Origin of the sequence: Bacillus sp. SA1-12 (assembly GCF_000981385.1) — a bacterium.
Lineage (GTDB): Bacteria > Bacillota > Bacilli > Bacillales > Bacillaceae > Metabacillus.
In genome coordinates this window covers 79122-95493 of sequence record NZ_LATZ01000119.1, presented here as the reverse complement: position 1 = coordinate 95493, position 16372 = coordinate 79122, and the positions used below count along the sequence as shown (strand labels likewise).

The following is a 16372-nucleotide window of genomic DNA, read 5'->3' as shown; positions in this document are numbered from 1 at the left end:
GCTAATTTGGTCAAGCAATCTGCTTTTATATTCCCCAATTATTGAAAAAAGTAACAAAGATCTAAAAAAGAATGTGTATTGCTCTTAGGCTAAAATATTTGCTGCTTTAATAGAAGCAATTGCTTTTCTTAATAGTTGTACGTCTTGAACTAACGCAATCCGGACAAAGCCCTCGCCATTTGGTCCAAATGCTTGACCTGGTATTACGACAACATTTGCCTTGTCAATCAAAGCATATGTAAAGTCAAGGGATGTCCAGCCTTTAGGAATTTCCGCCCAAATGAACATCCCCGCATCTGGCTTTTTCACTTCCCAACCGATTTCGTTTAAACCATTCACAAGGAGATCCCGTCTTTCTTCATACACCTTACGGCTGCTTTGACAAAATTCTTCACCATTTTTCAGCGCTTGGATCGCCGCCTTTTGAATTGGCAGGAAGACCCCGTAATCTAAATTACTCTTTAATCGATTAAAAGCTTGAATAATCTCTTTCTTTCCAGCTACATATCCAATTCGACTGCCTGCCAAATTATAATTTTTCGAAAAGGAAGATATTTCTACACCAACATCTTTTGCACCATCAATCGATAAAAAGCTGATTGGTTTTTTCCCTTCAAAATAAAGCTCTGAATAAGCGAAATCATGAAGCACGAGAATGTGATGCTTTTTAGCAAATGCAACAACTTCTGCAAAATACTCTCTGTCTGCAAGTGCTGGAACTGGATTACCCGGAAAATTTAGGATCATCAGCTTTGCTTGCTTGGCAATTTGTTCCGGAATAGCTGAAAGATCTGGCAAAAAGTGATTTTCTTTTTTTAAAGGCATTAAAAATGGTTTGGCATCTGCCATTGCAATTCCCGCAGTGTAGGCAGTATATCCTGGATCCGGGACTAAAATCATATCACCTGGATTAGCAACCACCATAGGAAAGTGAACAAGTCCATCCTGTGAACCCATGACGAGCGTGACCTCTTGATTATCAGTTAAATCAACCTGGTGATGTTTTTTATAAAAAGCAGTTACTGCATCGTGAAATTCTTTTGTCCCAGTCATTGTATACCCATATTGATTGGGTTTAAGCACCTCTTCTGATAATGTTCGTGTAATAAAAGAAGGTGGCGGCAAATCTGGACTTCCAATACTCAAATCAATAATTGGTGCACCTTCTGCTAGTTTTTGTTTTTTATAAAGCGCCAATTCACTAAAAATTGATGGTTGAAAAGAATTCATTCTGTTTGCTAATGTTATATTCATGCTGAAACCCCCTATCACAGCGACCCCTTATAATATTTTCATATCTGTATTTTTTAAAAGTAAGTGTATCATATTTAGACTTTATAGAAATCATAAGTTTTCTTAATTAACAAAAACTGTCTTGTTTCTCTATAATGGTATTGAAAAGTCCATACACAAATAGATAATAAAAAATGGAGTTTCAGCGAAATTTTGTATCTTTTTTCATACTTGCAGATAAAAGATAAGATAGCAGCGATACATTATGGGCATTTCTTAATGAAAAATAATGAGGAATTGAAAATAGGGCATTAATTGTTTTTTTGATGGTGAGCTAAAGAGAATGGTGAAAAGAAAAGCAGCCTGAATAGAGCAAGTCACTCCGTTATTTAGATCGCCAATATCTGATAGATTTCCTTAGATGGTACGTGGATAAAGGAAGACATCTTTGTAGACATATTATGGACGTAGATCCCGCAATCCAACAGGATATTACTATGTTCCTCTAATAGTTTTTCAACATGCCTGCTTTCACTTTGACCAATAAATAAGACATCATCTTTAACATCTAATCCTCTTAAATAGCCTAGTCCTTTAAATATTATGTCTTTATTTTTCTGTACGAGAAATTTCTCTGATTGGCAATAGAATAAACCTTCATTGTAAACCTTTACACTATGAGGTTGGAATAATTGTTTCGCCATAATTTTGTTTGTTTTCTTTTCTAGTAAGGAATATTCGATAATAACCCCCCGGATTTTACTTTCTTTTATCAAAAAACCTTTCTTATTATGATAAAAAAACATTGAGATATAGGCTTTATCTCCTTGAATAAATATATCGTTAATATGGCAAACATCATTATTTTGAGGTGAAAGTTTAATCTCATCCACCCTTTCTAAGCCTTTATTAAGATCATATATTCCAATAGAATTTGTTTTCGTTTCAACAATAAACACTTGATCGTTATAAATAGCCACTCCATGTAAATCGAGTGCTAGAGTCAGAATTTTTGTTTTGATTACTTCAAACTCAGAATTAAGAAGCGAAATTTTATCATTACTGACAATCACATACATTTCTTTATATTTAGCAATTCCCCGATATTCGTCGGGTAACAATTTTTTCAATTCATATGTTCCATTTTTAATCGTTATGTTATAGAGTCCTCCCCCTTGGTTACAGCAGGTTACTAGCAGTTGGTAGTCTTTCATGTTAATCAAAAGAAGCAGTCTCCTTTCTTCTCACTCGGGCTCTATTCAATACTGCTTAATATTATCTTGATTTAATAGATTTTTTTATAAATATATTATTCAACAAAAAGAAAAGAGTACCATACCAATCAATTGATTTTGAGAGTAAATCATAAACGTCAGAAATAGTTTAATCAAATTTTTCAGTACTTAGTATGTTTTGATACACATATTCTTGTATTGAGCAAATAAGTTGGTTGTAAATCCACTATATAATGGAGTGAACGATATGTATAAAAGTTTTGATGTTATTATTACCGGAGCAAGATGTGCTGGCTCTTCCCTTGCTCTTTACCTTGCTAGAGCAGGCTTTCATGTGCTTTTAGTAGATCGCTCGGCATTTCCAAGTGACACATTATCAACCCATGCTTTTTTCAATAATACTGTCGCTTTACTTCGTGAGCTTGGTGTCATGGATACAATTCTTGAAACGAACCCAACTCCGGTAAAAGATATAAAATTTCAATTTGAAGATACCGTAATCGAAGGTGTGATGCCTAAGGTGTTCAATGAGGAGTATTGCTATTGTATTAGAAGAACATATCTTGACAACATTTTACTTGAACATGCCAAAGCTCAACATAATATTACTGTATTAGAAGAATTCCGAGTAATTGATGTTATTCGAGATGGAGATAAAGTAATCGGTGTAAAAGGTCTAAATAGCCACAATGCTGAGCAGGAATTTTTTGCTTCATTAGTAGTAGGAGCAGATGGCAGATATTCTACGATTCGAAAATTAGTAGCGAGTAAACTAAAAATGAGCGTTCCTAGCAAGGTTGCTATTTATTACGGGTACTTCTCCAATTTGCCTCATGATCATACTCCAAAGTTTGAGGTTTATAAAACGGGCGATCATACAGCGATTCTCTTTGCAACCAATGAGGATGCATATGTCGCTGTTGGGATTTTCCCAATAGCTAATAAAGAATTAATGGCAACATTCAAGTCAAATCCTGAAAAAAGCCTTCGTGATTTTTTGATGAACGAGTTTAAAAACACCTCCATAGGTGACCGTTTAAAACAGTCAACACTAATCGAACCGGTTAAAGGAATCATTGGATATGAAAGTTATTGGTATCAAGGAATGGGGAGAGGATGGGCATTGGTCGGTGATGCGGTTTGCTTTAAAGATCCTGGAATGGCACAAGGAATCCATGATGCGATCTATGGGGCACGGTTATTAACACACTTGTTTACAAAAGATAAAGACAAACCCTATCAATGGGAAGCATTAGCAGATCAATATCAAATAGCACTAGAAAATGAATTTATGGTTCGGTTTCAAATCGGCTGCAAGATTTCACAGAATGAACGAATCAATGAACAGCAGGATACAATCAACAAACTGATTAGCTCGGATTCGGAAGCCATTAAAAAGTTTTTAGGCATATACAATTATGTATTTGAACCAGCTGAGTTAGAATCAGAGATCGCAAGAATCATTCAATCAACGAAAAAATCCAAATAATTGACTGCTACTAGATTTTTACTATAGTATTTTTTACGAAACAGGAACAATACCGAATAATGTATCGTTCCTGTTTGTTTTGGTGTTTTATTTTGTATTTAAAAGTCGCTTCATAAAACCAATATACTGTCTAAAAGCGATTTCCGGCTCTTCAATTTCGGGACACCACATTTTTTCCCATTCAAGAGTTAGGTACCCATCATAGCCCTCTGTTTTTAAGAGATTGGCAATTTGCTGTAATGGCAGATCTCCTTCTCCAAGTAAACAAAGCTGATAGCCCCGTTTTGTATTACTTTTTAGATAGGAATCCTTCCAGTGGGTATATTTTACCCATTTCCCTATCGTCCCCCATGTATAAGAAGGATCCTCTCCCTCTGTTCGATAGGGATGATGAACATCCCACAAAACATGAAGATGATCTGATTGTACTCTTTTCATTACCGCCTCGACGTACTCACACTTCGTCCAGTCATCATGTGTTTCAAGCAAAAGCTCAACCTGATGTCTTTCGGCAATTTTCAACATCTCAGTAACGTTTCTTACAGCGATCTCAATCGCTTCATGTCGATTTGTCTCTCCAATCGAACCGCCAAACACACGAATATAAGGCGTATTGAATTCCTTACATAACAGTGCGTAGCGATTTATTTCATGACTAAAATGGTCGAGTTCATTTTTTGATGTAGTAAAGATCCGCACTGAACTTGAAAAGCAAGATATTTCTAATGATGCTTCACGAAATTTACGTACGGTCTCTTTTACATCACTCGAGAATTCAGGAAGATGATATATCTCTAATTCTCCCAAATAACCTCGAAAATCAACACCATCGTATCCATTTTTTACAGCCTGTGAAATAATCGTTTCCAAATCCCATTGGGGACATCCTAGTGTTGTAAAAGCAAGCTTCATCTCTTTACACCTCAAATTACGCTAATTAGTATAGAGCATTTTATACATGATTTAAAAAACGTTCCTTCATTTGGTTTAGTACATCATCACCTGGTCGGTTCCAAATTTCTTCATTAAAAATTTCAACCTCAATTGGCCCATTGTATCCAGCTTGTTCAACTGTATGCCTAATTTTTCTAATATCGATTACTCCATCACCCATCATTCCACGCCCCATTAATAAATCAGGAGTAGGCACTATCCAATCCGATACATGAAAGCCAAGAATACGTCCTTTTGCAGCATCGATCTGATGAAATAAATCCGGATCCCACCATACGTGAAAAACATCAACTATTATTCCAACTTGCTCAGGGCTGTACTGTCTTGCAATTTGATTAGCCTCGGCTAATGTAACAATGACACAACGTTCGGCAGCATACATTGGATGAAGCGGCTCAATCCCAAGCTTTACACCATATTCTTCTGCAAAGGGAACAATTTGTTCGATTCCATCGGAGACCATTTTCCTCGCCATTGCGATATCCTTATCAGGAGATGGTCCACATACTAATACAAGAATATCTGTACCAAGCTCGGCGGCTTCTTCAACCGCCCGTTTATTATCATCGATTTGTTTTTGCCGTTCCAAGGCCGTAGCAGCAGGGAACATTCCGCCTCTACATAAGCTTGAAATATGGAGACTTGCATCACGTACCAATCTCTTGCTCTCTAAAAGGCCAACCTCTTCAACTTTATGACGCCAGAGCGCAATAGAAGGAATTTCTGCCTTCACACAACCCTCTACAGCTTCACGAATGCTCCACTTTCCTGTAGTAATTTGATTTAGGCTTAATCGATCAATAGTTTGTAATTTTTCCATTGTCCCCACCTCCTATTTTACACCAGATAATTCTAAAATGAGCCTCATTCTTTCAGCAGCAAGCTCTGGATTCACGAACAAACCAGCCTCATCTGCAAGAATAAACAGCTCAGAAAGATGAGTGATTGACCTTGCACTTTCCGCTCCGCCAATCATCCGAAAATGGGATTGATGGCCATTTAAAAATGCCATAAAAACGATCCCTGTTTTGTAGGAATAAGTAGGATGCTGAAATATATGCCTTGATAATGGAACGGTTTTTTCTAAAATTGACTCAAAGCCCTTCACATCACCAGCATCAAGAGCATGCAGTGCAGATGCTGCTGCGGGGGCAATCGCATCAAAAATGCCGAGTAGTGCATGGCTGAAACCTTGTTTATCTCCGCGAATGAGGGCTGGATAATTGAAATCATCACCTGTATACATAAGGACACCATCTGGCAATAAACGTCTCATTTCAATTTCCCGGTCGGCATCTAAAAGCGAAATCTTAATGCCATCAACCTTTTCTTTATTATCCCAAATGATGTTTAAGCATACCTCCATAGCATCGCTAATATCCTTATGTCCCCAATAACCTTTTAAATGAGGATCAAACATATCGCCAAGCCAATGTAGAATGACAGGCTGGGACACTTGCTGGAGAATCGTGCTATAAACGCGATGGTAATCTTCCGGCCCATCCGCACACGCAGCAAGTGCTCTGCTTGCCATGAGGATAATTTGCCCTCCCTGCTCTTCAATAAAACTGCATTGCTCCTCATATGCTGCGATCACATCATTTAGCTTAATGTTTGGACTTGGTTGCAGTTGATCAGTACCTGCCCCACACGCAATTCTTCCCCCAACAACCTTTGCCTCTGCTACAGAACGGCGAATTAATTCCTTTGCTGCTGGCCAATTTAGACCCATTCCCCGCTGAGCCGTATCCATTGCTTCTGCTACTGATAGGCCTAGTGACCATAGGTAGCGGCGATAGGCCAATGTGTCCTCCCAATCAATTTGCGGATGAAGAATTGGATCCTCTTTTGCAAGCGGGTTGCAAACGACATGGGCTGCTGAAAAAGCTGTACGGCTTGTAAATGGATGTGCAGGAATGTCAAATAACTCTGCTCTTCTTGGTTTATACTCAGTAAATGAGCCGTCAGCCCTTGGTAACTTCAGCTTTTTTCCCATTTGTTACCCCTCCGATTGTCAATTCCGGAACATCAACCCAACGGCGCTCATTCCATGATAACAGGCCAAGTTCAGCAAGCTGTGTTCCCTTTGCTCCCTCCAATAAATCCCAAGAAAATGGATCATCATTCACAACATGTTTTAAAAATAACTCCCATTGAACCTTGAATGCATTTTCGACATGATCATTTGTCGGAATTTCCTGCCATTGTTCAAGGAAATTGATCGGATTAGGAATATCAGGGTTCCAAACAGGCTTTGGTGTATTCACACGATGTTGAACCTTGCATTCTCGCAACCCAGCTACGGCACTTCCTTGGGTTCCATCGACTTGAATGGTTAGCAGGTCATCACGATTTACTCTTACAGTCCATGAAGAATTTGCTTGAACGATTACACCACCTTCTAATTCAAAGGTTGCATATGCTGCATCATCTGCAGTACAAACATATGAATGACCATTCTCATCCACCCGCTTCGGAATATGAGTAGCTCCAATACAGGATACGGCCTTCACGTTCCCAAAAACATGATCAAGAACATAACGCCAATGAGCAAACATATCGACAATAATGCCGCCTCCGTCTTCTTGCCTGTAATTCCAGGAAGGCCGCTGAGCAGGCTGCCAATCCCCTTCAAACACCCAATATCCAAACTCCATCCGGATAGAGAGAATTCTGCCAAAATAGCCTGAATCTACGAGACGTTTTAATTTTAATATCCCTGGGAGAAATAGTTTATCTTGAACAACTCCATTTTTTACACCCGCTTCAAAAGCCAAACGTGCAAGAGAAAGTGACTCTTCTAAACTAGTTGCAGTGGGCTTTTCACAATAGATATGCTTTCCGGCATTAATTGCCCTTCGAACATCCTCAGCCCGGCGATTCGTTGTTTGTGAATCAAAATAGATTACATTTTTCTCATCTGCGAGGCATTCATCCAAATCAGTACTCCAACGATCAACCTTATGTTTTTCTGCTAAGGTTCTTAATTTGTTTTCATTTCGTCCCACTAAAATAGGATCTGGCATAATGACATCACCATTTGAAAGTGAAATCCCTCCTTGTTTACGAATAGCAAGAATCGACCGAATTAAATGCTGATTCGTTCCCATGCGGCCAGTCACACCGTTCATGATAATACCTACTTGAATGATAGACATTTGAAAACCCCTCTCAATATGTTTTGTCTTACATACCTCTATTTTAGAAGAGAAAAATCTGCCAGTCTTATCCATATGCGAAACAAATTTGCAATTTCGGAACGAACCATTTTATTGGTTTATCGTACGAAACTTATGAGGTGATACCCCTACTAAATTTCGAAAGGAGCGGTAAAATGGTGAAAGAGTTTCATAGCCTATTTCAAAACAAATTGAAACAATTTCCAAATCTGTTTCGATTAACATCATTTTCGCACGGTTAATTCTTATTTTTTGTAAATATTGCAAAGGGGTTTCATGGAATTTTGTCTTAAAAATAGTGTTGATGTATCGAGGCGTCAATTCAAACTTTAAGGATAAGCTTTCGGCTGTAATTGTTTCAAAATAGTTTCGATCAAGATAGTCTCTTATTTGAATCGCTCTCATATCATTTAAATCGTACGAAACTTCTTCTGTTTGTAACCGTACAAGGATTAGTAACAATTCAGATAAATAAACTGGTAAGGCTAATATGCATAATGAATCATAGCTCGTTTGCTCAAATAACATTTTTCTAAGTAATTGTCTTACCTCACTCGCTCTTGCCATGTTTAAGTCATAAAAAAGAGAGCCATCTTGTAAAGCCTGTAATAGACCATTATTTAGTAATGTTCCAAATGCATCCTGAGAGAACGCTAATACAAGAACTGTTAATGGTGATGTAGCGTGAATCGAGTGGATCGAGTTCGGAACAATTAATACCATTTGATCTTTACAAAAGTTATAATTCTTGCCATCTAAGTTCATTTCCCCTTCACCATCAAGCGCATAGAGAATTTGAAAATGATCATGATAATGTCCTGAAATAGAGCTCCCTCTTTTATGCTTACTTTCATAAAGATTAACTCCAGTATTTGACAGCTTTAGCTTTTGAAGATTCATTTCATCCTCCTGTAAAAAATTCAGCTATTTTTTTAGATAATTTGTATGATCCTGAAATGCAATCGTTGTAAAATCTTTTATATTGCAATATTTTTTACGATATTCTAATGGAGTAACGCCCATTTTCCCTAAAAAATATCGGCTAAAATGGGAACAATGTTTAAAACCAGATTCCAAGGCAACGTCTAACACGGATAATTTAGGCTCTGTTTCTAGTAATCTTTGTGCGTGATTAAGACGGCAGCTCATAAGGTATTTCATGATTGTCCCGCCTGTTATTTCTTTAAAAATATGTGATAAATAATATTTACTTATATTTAGACTCGTGGATAGCTTATCTAACGTAATATCCTCTTGATAATGTTCATCAATCCATGCCGTAATCCTTCTAACATGAAGTTCTTTTTCTGTTTCGACATGGATATGCTGATTATGATGAGTTTGACTAAGTTCATAGATTTGAAATAAAAGCTGCATTGTTAACGTTTGCATTTTTGCATTATAAAAACGAGAATTTAGAGTAAGATCTTCGCATTTACTGGCTATTATTCCCTTCCCGTTAGCTAACTCTGATATGGCTTTAATTGATTTTTCAATTTGCTGCAATAAAACATTATTGATATTACGAAAGATACAATTATTGAACTTGGTAAAAGGTTTTAGCAACTCTGGAAATTTCATCGTTGAAATAAGCTGCTGTATACGGTCTTGTGAAATATGAACGACACTTCTTTCATAGATTTCTGGAGGAAACGGATTTGCCCGATGCAGTGTTAAACCATTTAATAGAATGAGATCATTCGGCTGTAAATGAAATACCTTATTTTTTATTAAAAAATTACAATTCCCAGTATGAAAGAGGTAAATTTCAAACTCATTATGTGAGTGGAAATCATTCAAATCCCAATCTATTCTTGGATCACAAGCCTTCCGATAAATTGAATATTTGCAAATGTTCACAATTCCACCTCTTGGAACTTTATAGTATTTATTAAAAAAGCCCTGAAAAATACCATTAAAGAGGGCTTTTAATAACCACTTAAATAATTTTTTTCTATTTATTTAATACCTGTTGTGACAAACGCTTCAACAGGATGTTTTTGGATGAAAAGAAAAATTATAGATGTCGGAATTAATGAAGCAATCGACATTGCGAGATCCTCACCAAACAAAATCCTATCATAAAAATACGAAGAAAAATGTCGCTTTTTGTTCTCTTTCTTTTATTTGTCCCTTCTGATTCGTAATACACCTATGCAGATGAGGACTTAAATTTAAGTGCTGTGAAAATTCCTCTGATAAGGAGTAAGATCCAGGCCATCACCTATGCTATACCCCTTGGTTTGCCGCCATGACTTTCAGAAATTCCCCTTGTTCTCCATCATATCTATCAATCTGTCTGCACGGTTATAAATTTATGTATATAACCTTACTAAATCGATCTTTTTACTATAAGCAGGCTGCTTATTTTTTAGCATTAACCATCTTGTTTTTTAGATCAGCCAATTAATCCAGCTATTTTTAATCAAAGCAGAAAATAAAAAAAGTCTGACAAATTTGCTAAAGAGCATTTTGTTCAGACTAAGAACGGCTATTGTATATTTTCATTTTTGTTGAAATTAACCTATCCTTGTATATGACAAGATTTTAGCTGTAAGCTTTTAAAAACAGTAAAGTTTGTAGAAACCGACATGTTAAGGACAATCTCTTTGCGGGTTAAGATACAATAAACTGTACTTTAACAGTATAAGCTTTCTCCTTTCACCATGAGCCAGCTAATCTTTAATACTTTTTCTTCTCCTTGATAAAAATATCCTTTCCAAAACCCATTAAAAATCGGAGCAATTTGCTGTTATCAGTTAATACCTACTTCCAAACAAGGAGATTTCCCAGTGTGCCCTCTCCTTCAGCTTCGGCTTTATGTAACCTTGCAAAGAGGTTGTTATTATCAAATTCTGTTACCTAAATAGCTGGCATGGCTTCGCTTCTAATGATACTTATCTAATCCTATAGTGAAGCACTAGGGCTATTACCATCATTCAAAAATATCTCCATTGTAAAAAATCAGGCAATAGTTTAAAACATAATATCATTTCTTATCATTAAGAAAAGCATACTAACTAAATTGATTTATTTTTTTCCGTTTTCGTCATTTGCTGCGAAATCGGCTTTTGCTTCAAATAAACTTCTCTTGTATAAACCCTTTTTAATGAGAAAATCGATTTTCTCACAAATGGTAACCGTTCTGTGTAACGGTCCCAGCAGGCAACAAAGATGACAATCAATAATGTTGTCTGAGGGGAAACAAGCGGATGATCAAAAATGCCTGTTAGCAATAGAATTGGAAGTGATAAGAGAAAAAATTCCAATAACACTTTCTTTTTCTTCCATTTGTTAAAAAATAGGTAACAGAATTTAAATGAAATAGCAGCAAATACTAATAGAAAGCCAAGCCCTCCGACTGTACCATATTCAGAAAAAAAACCTAAGATAATATTATGTGCATGTGGTACAGGTTCACCAAAGTGGCTATATGCATCATAAAAGCCTAAAGATGTCGTTCCAAAATAGGGATGTTCCTTCCATATTTTAAAACTGTTTTCCCATATTTCTTTCCGCACGAAAGTAGAGCTTTGAATATGCTCAGACCTTGGGATAAGTGTCAGCATATGAATATTTATCAAAACTATTATTGATAAACAGAATATCCCAATCTTAGGGGCAAGCCTAAGCAGGAATAGAACAATCATAATAAACATTGTGGCTACTCCAGCTCTTGACTCTGTTTGAAATATACCTGCCCCGAATATCAAGATAAGGCTGAGAATTGGGAGTAACCTCCTTCTCTCCTGCAGTCGTTTTAAAAGATCAGCAAGAAGGAAGGATAATGAGATTAACAATAAAAAGCTTGTAAAGTTAGGGTTATATGCACTCCCAAATAATCTCCCGTTCGCATCCTCAGACGTGCCTATAAATGTAGTTCCTGTAAGCAAACCAAAGAAATGATCAGAGATATTCATTTGATTGATGATATTTCCAATAATGATCAAATAGATTCCGCCAATAATGAATAATTGTTTATAACGATAAAAAAAAGAAATCGTAACGCGATCTTTAATAGATAAATACAGCCCCAAATACCCTAAAATCAAAGCGAATTCAAGGAGATAGCTCCCATTGCCATGCCAAAGAGCAGCACCGGACGTTGCCAGTGCCATACAGATAAAAAAGAAGCTCGTCGAATTAATAGAAAAAGAAACTTTAAAATTAATAACCTCGTTCAAATGGTTCCATCCTATCACCATGAGCCACAAAATTCCTATTGGCGGAAGAATAAAACATAGCAGGATCCCTATTTCTACTGAATACTTTTTCAAATATTCCTTGATAAGTGTTGTCTGTAAGTTAATCATATATCTTCCTTTTCCTATCTGTCGTATTTACCTTAGAAAATAGCGAAGGTTTTTTGCTGCTAATGCTAAATATATTTAATTTCTTGTTAAAATTGTAAGTTTTTCAAGAATCTTAACGATAAAATTACATAATTAACCTACAGTTAATAATTTTTTTACATTAAAATTTGGGACTATTTGTTAGAATTAATTTGTTTCACTTAGCTGATAAGTATAAAAAGACATGTAAGTTCAAAAGATAGGATAAAAACAAAGCGAAGGAAATCGTATGAAATTTGGCTGTCATATAAGTATTAGAGAAGGATATTTAGGGGCTGCCAAACAAGCATTAAAAATCGGCAGCCTGGCTTATCAATATTTCCCTAAGAACCCTAGAAGCTTATCCATCAAGGAATTTGACAATGATGAGGCAGAACGGTGTAAGGAGTTTTGCCTGGAAAATAATATTCTGTCAGTTGCCCATACTCCATATCCGACAAGTATAACGCCTTCCGATGAAAAAAGAGAGCTTACAGTTTTGTCATTACTGAATGATTTAGACATCGCAAATGCATGTGGTTCAATTGGGGTAGTCGTTCATTTTGGAAGCCAAATCAGTCAGAGTGATCTGCTTGCAAGCTATCATCTTATGATTGATATGCTAAATGAAGTACTTGAGCAATGGGATGGGGATTGCAAAATACTCCTCGAAAATAACGCAGGAAAAGCAGGAACAATCGGAACGACTCTTGAGGAGCTTGTACAGGTCAGAAATTTATCAAACTATCCTGAGAAGATCGGGTTTTGTTTTGATACATGCCATGCCTTTGCAAGCGGACTTTGGAGTGGTGATAATAATGATAAACTGTGGAAAAAAGGATTTGAATTGGGGTATATAGAACATTTAAAAATTGTTCATTTAAATAATTCTAGGTTTCCTTTGGGTTCTGGAAAAGACCGTCATGCCAATATATTTAACGGAGGATATATAGATAAAAAGCAATTTCACGATTTTTTAACATTGCCATTTCTAAACAACTTGCCTTTCATTTTGGAAACTCCCTCTGATGCAGGGATTTCACATGAGGAAGAGATTACTATGCTGAAGAATTTCCATATGATGACCAATTGAAATTGACCGTATATTTCTCACTTAAAGCAGCGCAGGTTTTTAGAGCCTGCGCGTTTCAAATGATAGGAAAAACGATCTACAAACGAGCCTCTTTCAGCACATTGATCATCATGTTCGCATTAGGATAATCTCCTTCTAAGTATTGATCAATGACTTTTTGAATAGTAAAATCGACCCGTTCAATCGAAACACTAAAACCGCCTTCATTGATATGAACCATCCCATACGATGACTTTGTTAGTCCGTCAAACGGCAATCCAACACTGCCGATATTCATTACAACCTGACCATTGATAAATCGAATATATGGCTTATGTATATGGGCATAAATATAGATTTGTGCGTTTGCTTTTGACATTAGCTTTTCCACTATACCTTCATCATCTGTGTTTGGAAGAACGACATCAAATAAATTATTTGGTGTTGCGTGAAAAGCATGTATTCCTATACCATCAATGTCAAAATGAAGCTCCTCTGGCAATCCCTTTAAATAGTCCAGATCGGATTCCTGTAGTTTGGAAACCGTCCAATTTCGTTCCGTATTCATCATGCCTAACACTTTATCAGGAACTTCACCCTTCTGTACTCCCCTGACCACCCATTCGTCAGCATTCCCTTTTATGACTTCAGTTTGTAAAGAACGAACAAGATCAAGAGATCGTTTTGGCTGCGGTCCCCGATAACAAATATCACCAAGAACACAAACCTTATCAATGTTTTTCTTTTTTACATCGTCTAATACTGCCTCTAATGCGACAGCATTCCCATGTATATCAGAAATAAATGCAATCTTCATGAATGATCTGCCTCCTTCTTCTAATAAATATTTTCAATTATACTATACCATTTCACTATGTAGAAACATGCTTCATTCATTTAAGAGGAGCAAATTAATGGATTAAGAAAGAATTCACAATATTTTACTGTTAAAAGATTTAGAAGGATTTTATTGTATCGATGAAGAATATTGTTAGCCAGATAGTTGAATGAAATGATAGATTAATTTTCAAACATCTATTTAAATTTTGTAAATAAACTAGTAGTTTCTAACTATATTTCGAAAGCGCTTCAGTATCCCCAGGACCATACCGACTTTATGAGGAGAATCAACATGTGTAACAATCATGAAATGAACAGAAAAAGATCGATGCTTGAAGGAATCATCCCTTATAATCATAAGCTTGCACCATTATTTATTCGCAATACGCTGTATTCACTTATTCCTGAGGGCACTGAGCATATTTATGTAATAGGGATCGGTTCCAATTTAATAAATGGCGACAGTCTTGGTCCATTTGTCGGCACACTGCTCCATGATTTATACCCAAAACACTTATCAATACTTGGTAATCTCCAATCTCCATTAGATGCAACAAACCTTGTCCCCAAGGTTTCACAGTTCAATCTTCCTGAAAATAGTTTTGTCATTGCAATTGATAGTGTATTAGGTTCAGAAGGTATTGTGAATTCAATTGTTATTCGTGATGGTTCTATGCAGCCTGGAAAAGGCCTTGGCCACAACCTGCCTTCTATCGGGGACTGCAGCATTATGGGGGTTGTTCTAGAAAATAATCCTGGATTAGAGACATCTTTATTTTATACAAGCCTTCATCTCATTTATAAGATGGCAACAAATATCGCAAAAGGTATCTCACTTGCAATAAGGCAATTTTTCCATTATCCTTCCAATCATCCACTTTTGCTTATGAGCTAGTAATCATTTAATTTAATTTACTAGGAGAGTATGGTACCGCAGATAGATAGAGAAAGGGGCAATCCCTTAAGAAAGCCCCATCCTCTTTAAATTTGGCTGTTTTCGCAAACTTTATTGTTATTAACCTAGTAATTAGGAATAATTGATTGCAGCGAGATGCTCGCTATTTGCTGGGCTGACAGTGAACCTTCTCCGGTGTTTATGCTGCAAAAGTCTTACCTGTCCCTCTTTTCTTCCGTAGGAGTCTCACAACCAACTTGAATCAACCTTAATTAAACAGCTTCGTTTATATAGTACCTACAATTTCGTAATAAAGAGCCTTAAATGTAGATTAGGATAATTTTGCTAAGATTTCACGAATAAACGCAGGTTCATCATCTGGTGTACGAGAAGTAACCAAGTTTCCACTGACAACGACTTCATTATCGTGGTAATCTGCACCTGCTAGCTTTACATCATCACGAATTCCGATGTAGCTTGTTGCTGCTTTTCCTTTTAGAACATCAGCACTTATCATTACCTGTGGTCCGTGACAAATGCCAGCAATTAACTTGCCTTGCTCATTTATTTCCTTCACAAAACGAACAACATCTTCATTCACACGCAATGCTTCTGGAGCGCCACCGCCAGGTATAATGACAGCATCAAATTCCTCTGACTTTGCTTCAGATGCGCCAAGATCAGCCGTGTATGAGACCGTCTCTTTTTTTCCATCGCATTGTGCACCTTTTTCCAAGCCTACAATTATTGCTTCATGTCCTGCTTCTTTTACTGCATCAAATGGATTTTTCATTTCAGAATCTTCAAATCCGCCTGCTAATAGAAATGCTACCTTTGCCAAATTAAATACCTCCAGTTTAAAAATATTTACAAGATTACTATAATCTATTACCCAATAAAATGGAAAAATATGCGTTTAAGAACAAAAAAGCAGGTGCCTTGATATCATCCTAGGGCAAACAAAACGATTTGGAATAGAAGGAGCTGTTTGCTGGAGCTAGATGCAGTGCGCTAATCCACAGTATAAGAATTCCATAATTTCCCTAAGGAGAACAAAAGAGCAAGCGCCTGTATCGGCAAAAAAGCTCATGAATAAAAAGTGTACAAAAGGATAAAAAAAAGAGACTGCCTCAATTGAGACAGC

The 16372-nt window shown here is 36.6% G+C and carries 14 protein-coding genes; 3 read left to right on the top strand and 11 right to left on the bottom strand.

Features of this window, described 5'->3' with window-relative positions; translation table 11 throughout:
• Positions 1 to 84: 84 nt before the first annotated feature.
• Both WQ54_RS19900 and WQ54_RS19895 read right to left on the bottom strand, forming a co-directional pair.
• Positions 85 to 1254, bottom strand: coding sequence for an LL-diaminopimelate aminotransferase (locus WQ54_RS19900; protein WP_046586640.1), 1170 nt, complete (start codon positions 1252 to 1254; stop codon positions 85 to 87).
• Between the two features lie 368 nt (positions 1255 to 1622).
• Entirely contained in the window at positions 1623 to 2447 is an 825-nt protein-coding gene (locus tag WQ54_RS19895; RefSeq protein ID WP_231597609.1) for a DUF4915 domain-containing protein, read from the bottom strand.
• Positions 2448 to 2715: 268 nt separating this feature from the next.
• Between WQ54_RS19895 and WQ54_RS19890 the strand changes: the two genes are divergently transcribed.
• Positions 2716 to 3957, top strand: a complete 1242-nt coding sequence (locus WQ54_RS19890; protein WP_046586638.1) for an NAD(P)/FAD-dependent oxidoreductase — start codon at positions 2716 to 2718, stop codon at positions 3955 to 3957.
• An 87-nt stretch (positions 3958 to 4044) separates the two neighbouring features.
• On the opposite strand, the gene WQ54_RS19885 is transcribed toward WQ54_RS19890, so the two are convergent.
• From WQ54_RS19885 to WQ54_RS19855, 7 genes are all read right to left on the bottom strand, one after another.
• Complete coding sequence (locus WQ54_RS19885) at positions 4045 to 4869, bottom strand: sugar phosphate isomerase/epimerase (protein WP_046586636.1); 825 nt, start codon at positions 4867 to 4869, stop codon at positions 4045 to 4047.
• 40 nt (positions 4870 to 4909) lie between these two features.
• Positions 4910 to 5731, bottom strand: a complete 822-nt coding sequence (locus WQ54_RS19880; RefSeq protein WP_046586635.1) for a sugar phosphate isomerase/epimerase — start codon at positions 5729 to 5731, stop codon at positions 4910 to 4912.
• A 12-nt stretch (positions 5732 to 5743) separates the two neighbouring features.
• Entirely contained in the window at positions 5744 to 6907 is a 1164-nt protein-coding gene (locus WQ54_RS19875; protein ID WP_046586633.1) for a dihydrodipicolinate synthase family protein, read from the bottom strand.
• Positions 6876 to 8069, bottom strand: coding sequence for a Gfo/Idh/MocA family protein (locus WQ54_RS19870; protein ID WP_046586631.1), 1194 nt, complete (start codon positions 8067 to 8069; stop codon positions 6876 to 6878). The genes WQ54_RS19875 and WQ54_RS19870 overlap by 32 nt, the downstream gene beginning before the upstream one ends.
• A 111-nt stretch (positions 8070 to 8180) precedes the next feature.
• Entirely contained in the window at positions 8181 to 8990 is an 810-nt protein-coding gene (locus WQ54_RS19865) for an AraC family transcriptional regulator (protein ID WP_046586630.1), read from the bottom strand.
• Positions 8991 to 9014: 24 nt separating this feature from the next.
• Positions 9015 to 9950, bottom strand: a complete 936-nt coding sequence (locus tag WQ54_RS19860) for an AraC family transcriptional regulator (RefSeq protein ID WP_052737882.1) — start codon at positions 9948 to 9950, stop codon at positions 9015 to 9017.
• A gap of 1160 nt (positions 9951 to 11110) precedes the next feature.
• Positions 11111 to 12403: an O-antigen ligase gene (locus tag WQ54_RS19855; protein WP_046586629.1), complete on the bottom strand. Its 1293-nt coding sequence runs from the start codon at positions 12401 to 12403 to the stop codon at positions 11111 to 11113.
• A 268-nt stretch (positions 12404 to 12671) separates the two neighbouring features.
• On the opposite strand from WQ54_RS19855, the gene WQ54_RS19850 reads away from it, so the two are divergent.
• On the top strand, positions 12672 to 13514 hold the full coding sequence (locus WQ54_RS19850) for a deoxyribonuclease IV (RefSeq protein WP_046586627.1): 843 nt from the start codon (positions 12672 to 12674) through the stop codon (positions 13512 to 13514).
• 76 nt (positions 13515 to 13590) lie between these two features.
• Here WQ54_RS19850 and WQ54_RS19845 read toward each other — a convergent pair whose 3' ends face one another.
• Positions 13591 to 14310, bottom strand: a complete 720-nt coding sequence (locus tag WQ54_RS19845) for a metallophosphoesterase (protein ID WP_046586625.1) — start codon at positions 14308 to 14310, stop codon at positions 13591 to 13593.
• A gap of 315 nt (positions 14311 to 14625) precedes the next feature.
• Here WQ54_RS19845 and yyaC point away from each other — a divergent pair, with 315 nt between their 5' ends.
• Positions 14626 to 15228 carry a spore protease YyaC gene (yyaC, locus tag WQ54_RS19840; protein WP_231597590.1) on the top strand — a complete coding sequence of 201 codons (603 nt, stop codon included), beginning with the start codon at positions 14626 to 14628 and terminating at the stop codon, positions 15226 to 15228.
• Between the two features lie 331 nt (positions 15229 to 15559).
• On the opposite strand, the gene WQ54_RS19835 is transcribed toward yyaC, so the two are convergent.
• Positions 15560 to 16069, bottom strand: coding sequence for a type 1 glutamine amidotransferase domain-containing protein (locus WQ54_RS19835; protein ID WP_046586624.1), 510 nt, complete (start codon positions 16067 to 16069; stop codon positions 15560 to 15562).
• Positions 16070 to 16372 lie beyond the last annotated feature (303 nt).

Coding starts and splice junctions, on each gene's coding strand:
- WQ54_RS19900 (WP_046586640.1), bottom strand. CDS start 1,254: ATGAATATAACATTAGCAAACAGAATGAATTCTTTTCAACCATCAATT.
- WQ54_RS19895 (WP_231597609.1), bottom strand. CDS start 2,447: ATGAAAGACTACCAACTGCTAGTAACCTGCTGTAACCAAGGGGGAGGA.
- WQ54_RS19890 (WP_046586638.1), top strand. CDS start 2,716: ATGTATAAAAGTTTTGATGTTATTATTACCGGAGCAAGATGTGCTGGC.
- WQ54_RS19885 (WP_046586636.1), bottom strand. CDS start 4,869: ATGAAGCTTGCTTTTACAACACTAGGATGTCCCCAATGGGATTTGGAA.
- WQ54_RS19880 (WP_046586635.1), bottom strand. CDS start 5,731: ATGGAAAAATTACAAACTATTGATCGATTAAGCCTAAATCAAATTACT.
- WQ54_RS19875 (WP_046586633.1), bottom strand. CDS start 6,907: ATGGGAAAAAAGCTGAAGTTACCAAGGGCTGACGGCTCATTTACTGAG.
- WQ54_RS19870 (WP_046586631.1), bottom strand. CDS start 8,069: ATGTCTATCATTCAAGTAGGTATTATCATGAACGGTGTGACTGGCCGC.
- WQ54_RS19865 (WP_046586630.1), bottom strand. CDS start 8,990: ATGAATCTTCAAAAGCTAAAGCTGTCAAATACTGGAGTTAATCTTTAT.
- WQ54_RS19855 (WP_046586629.1), bottom strand. CDS start 12,403: ATGATTAACTTACAGACAACACTTATCAAGGAATATTTGAAAAAGTAT.
- WQ54_RS19850 (WP_046586627.1), top strand. CDS start 12,672: ATGAAATTTGGCTGTCATATAAGTATTAGAGAAGGATATTTAGGGGCT.
- WQ54_RS19845 (WP_046586625.1), bottom strand. CDS start 14,310: ATGAAGATTGCATTTATTTCTGATATACATGGGAATGCTGTCGCATTA.
- yyaC (WP_231597590.1), top strand. CDS start 14,626: ATGTGTAACAATCATGAAATGAACAGAAAAAGATCGATGCTTGAAGGA.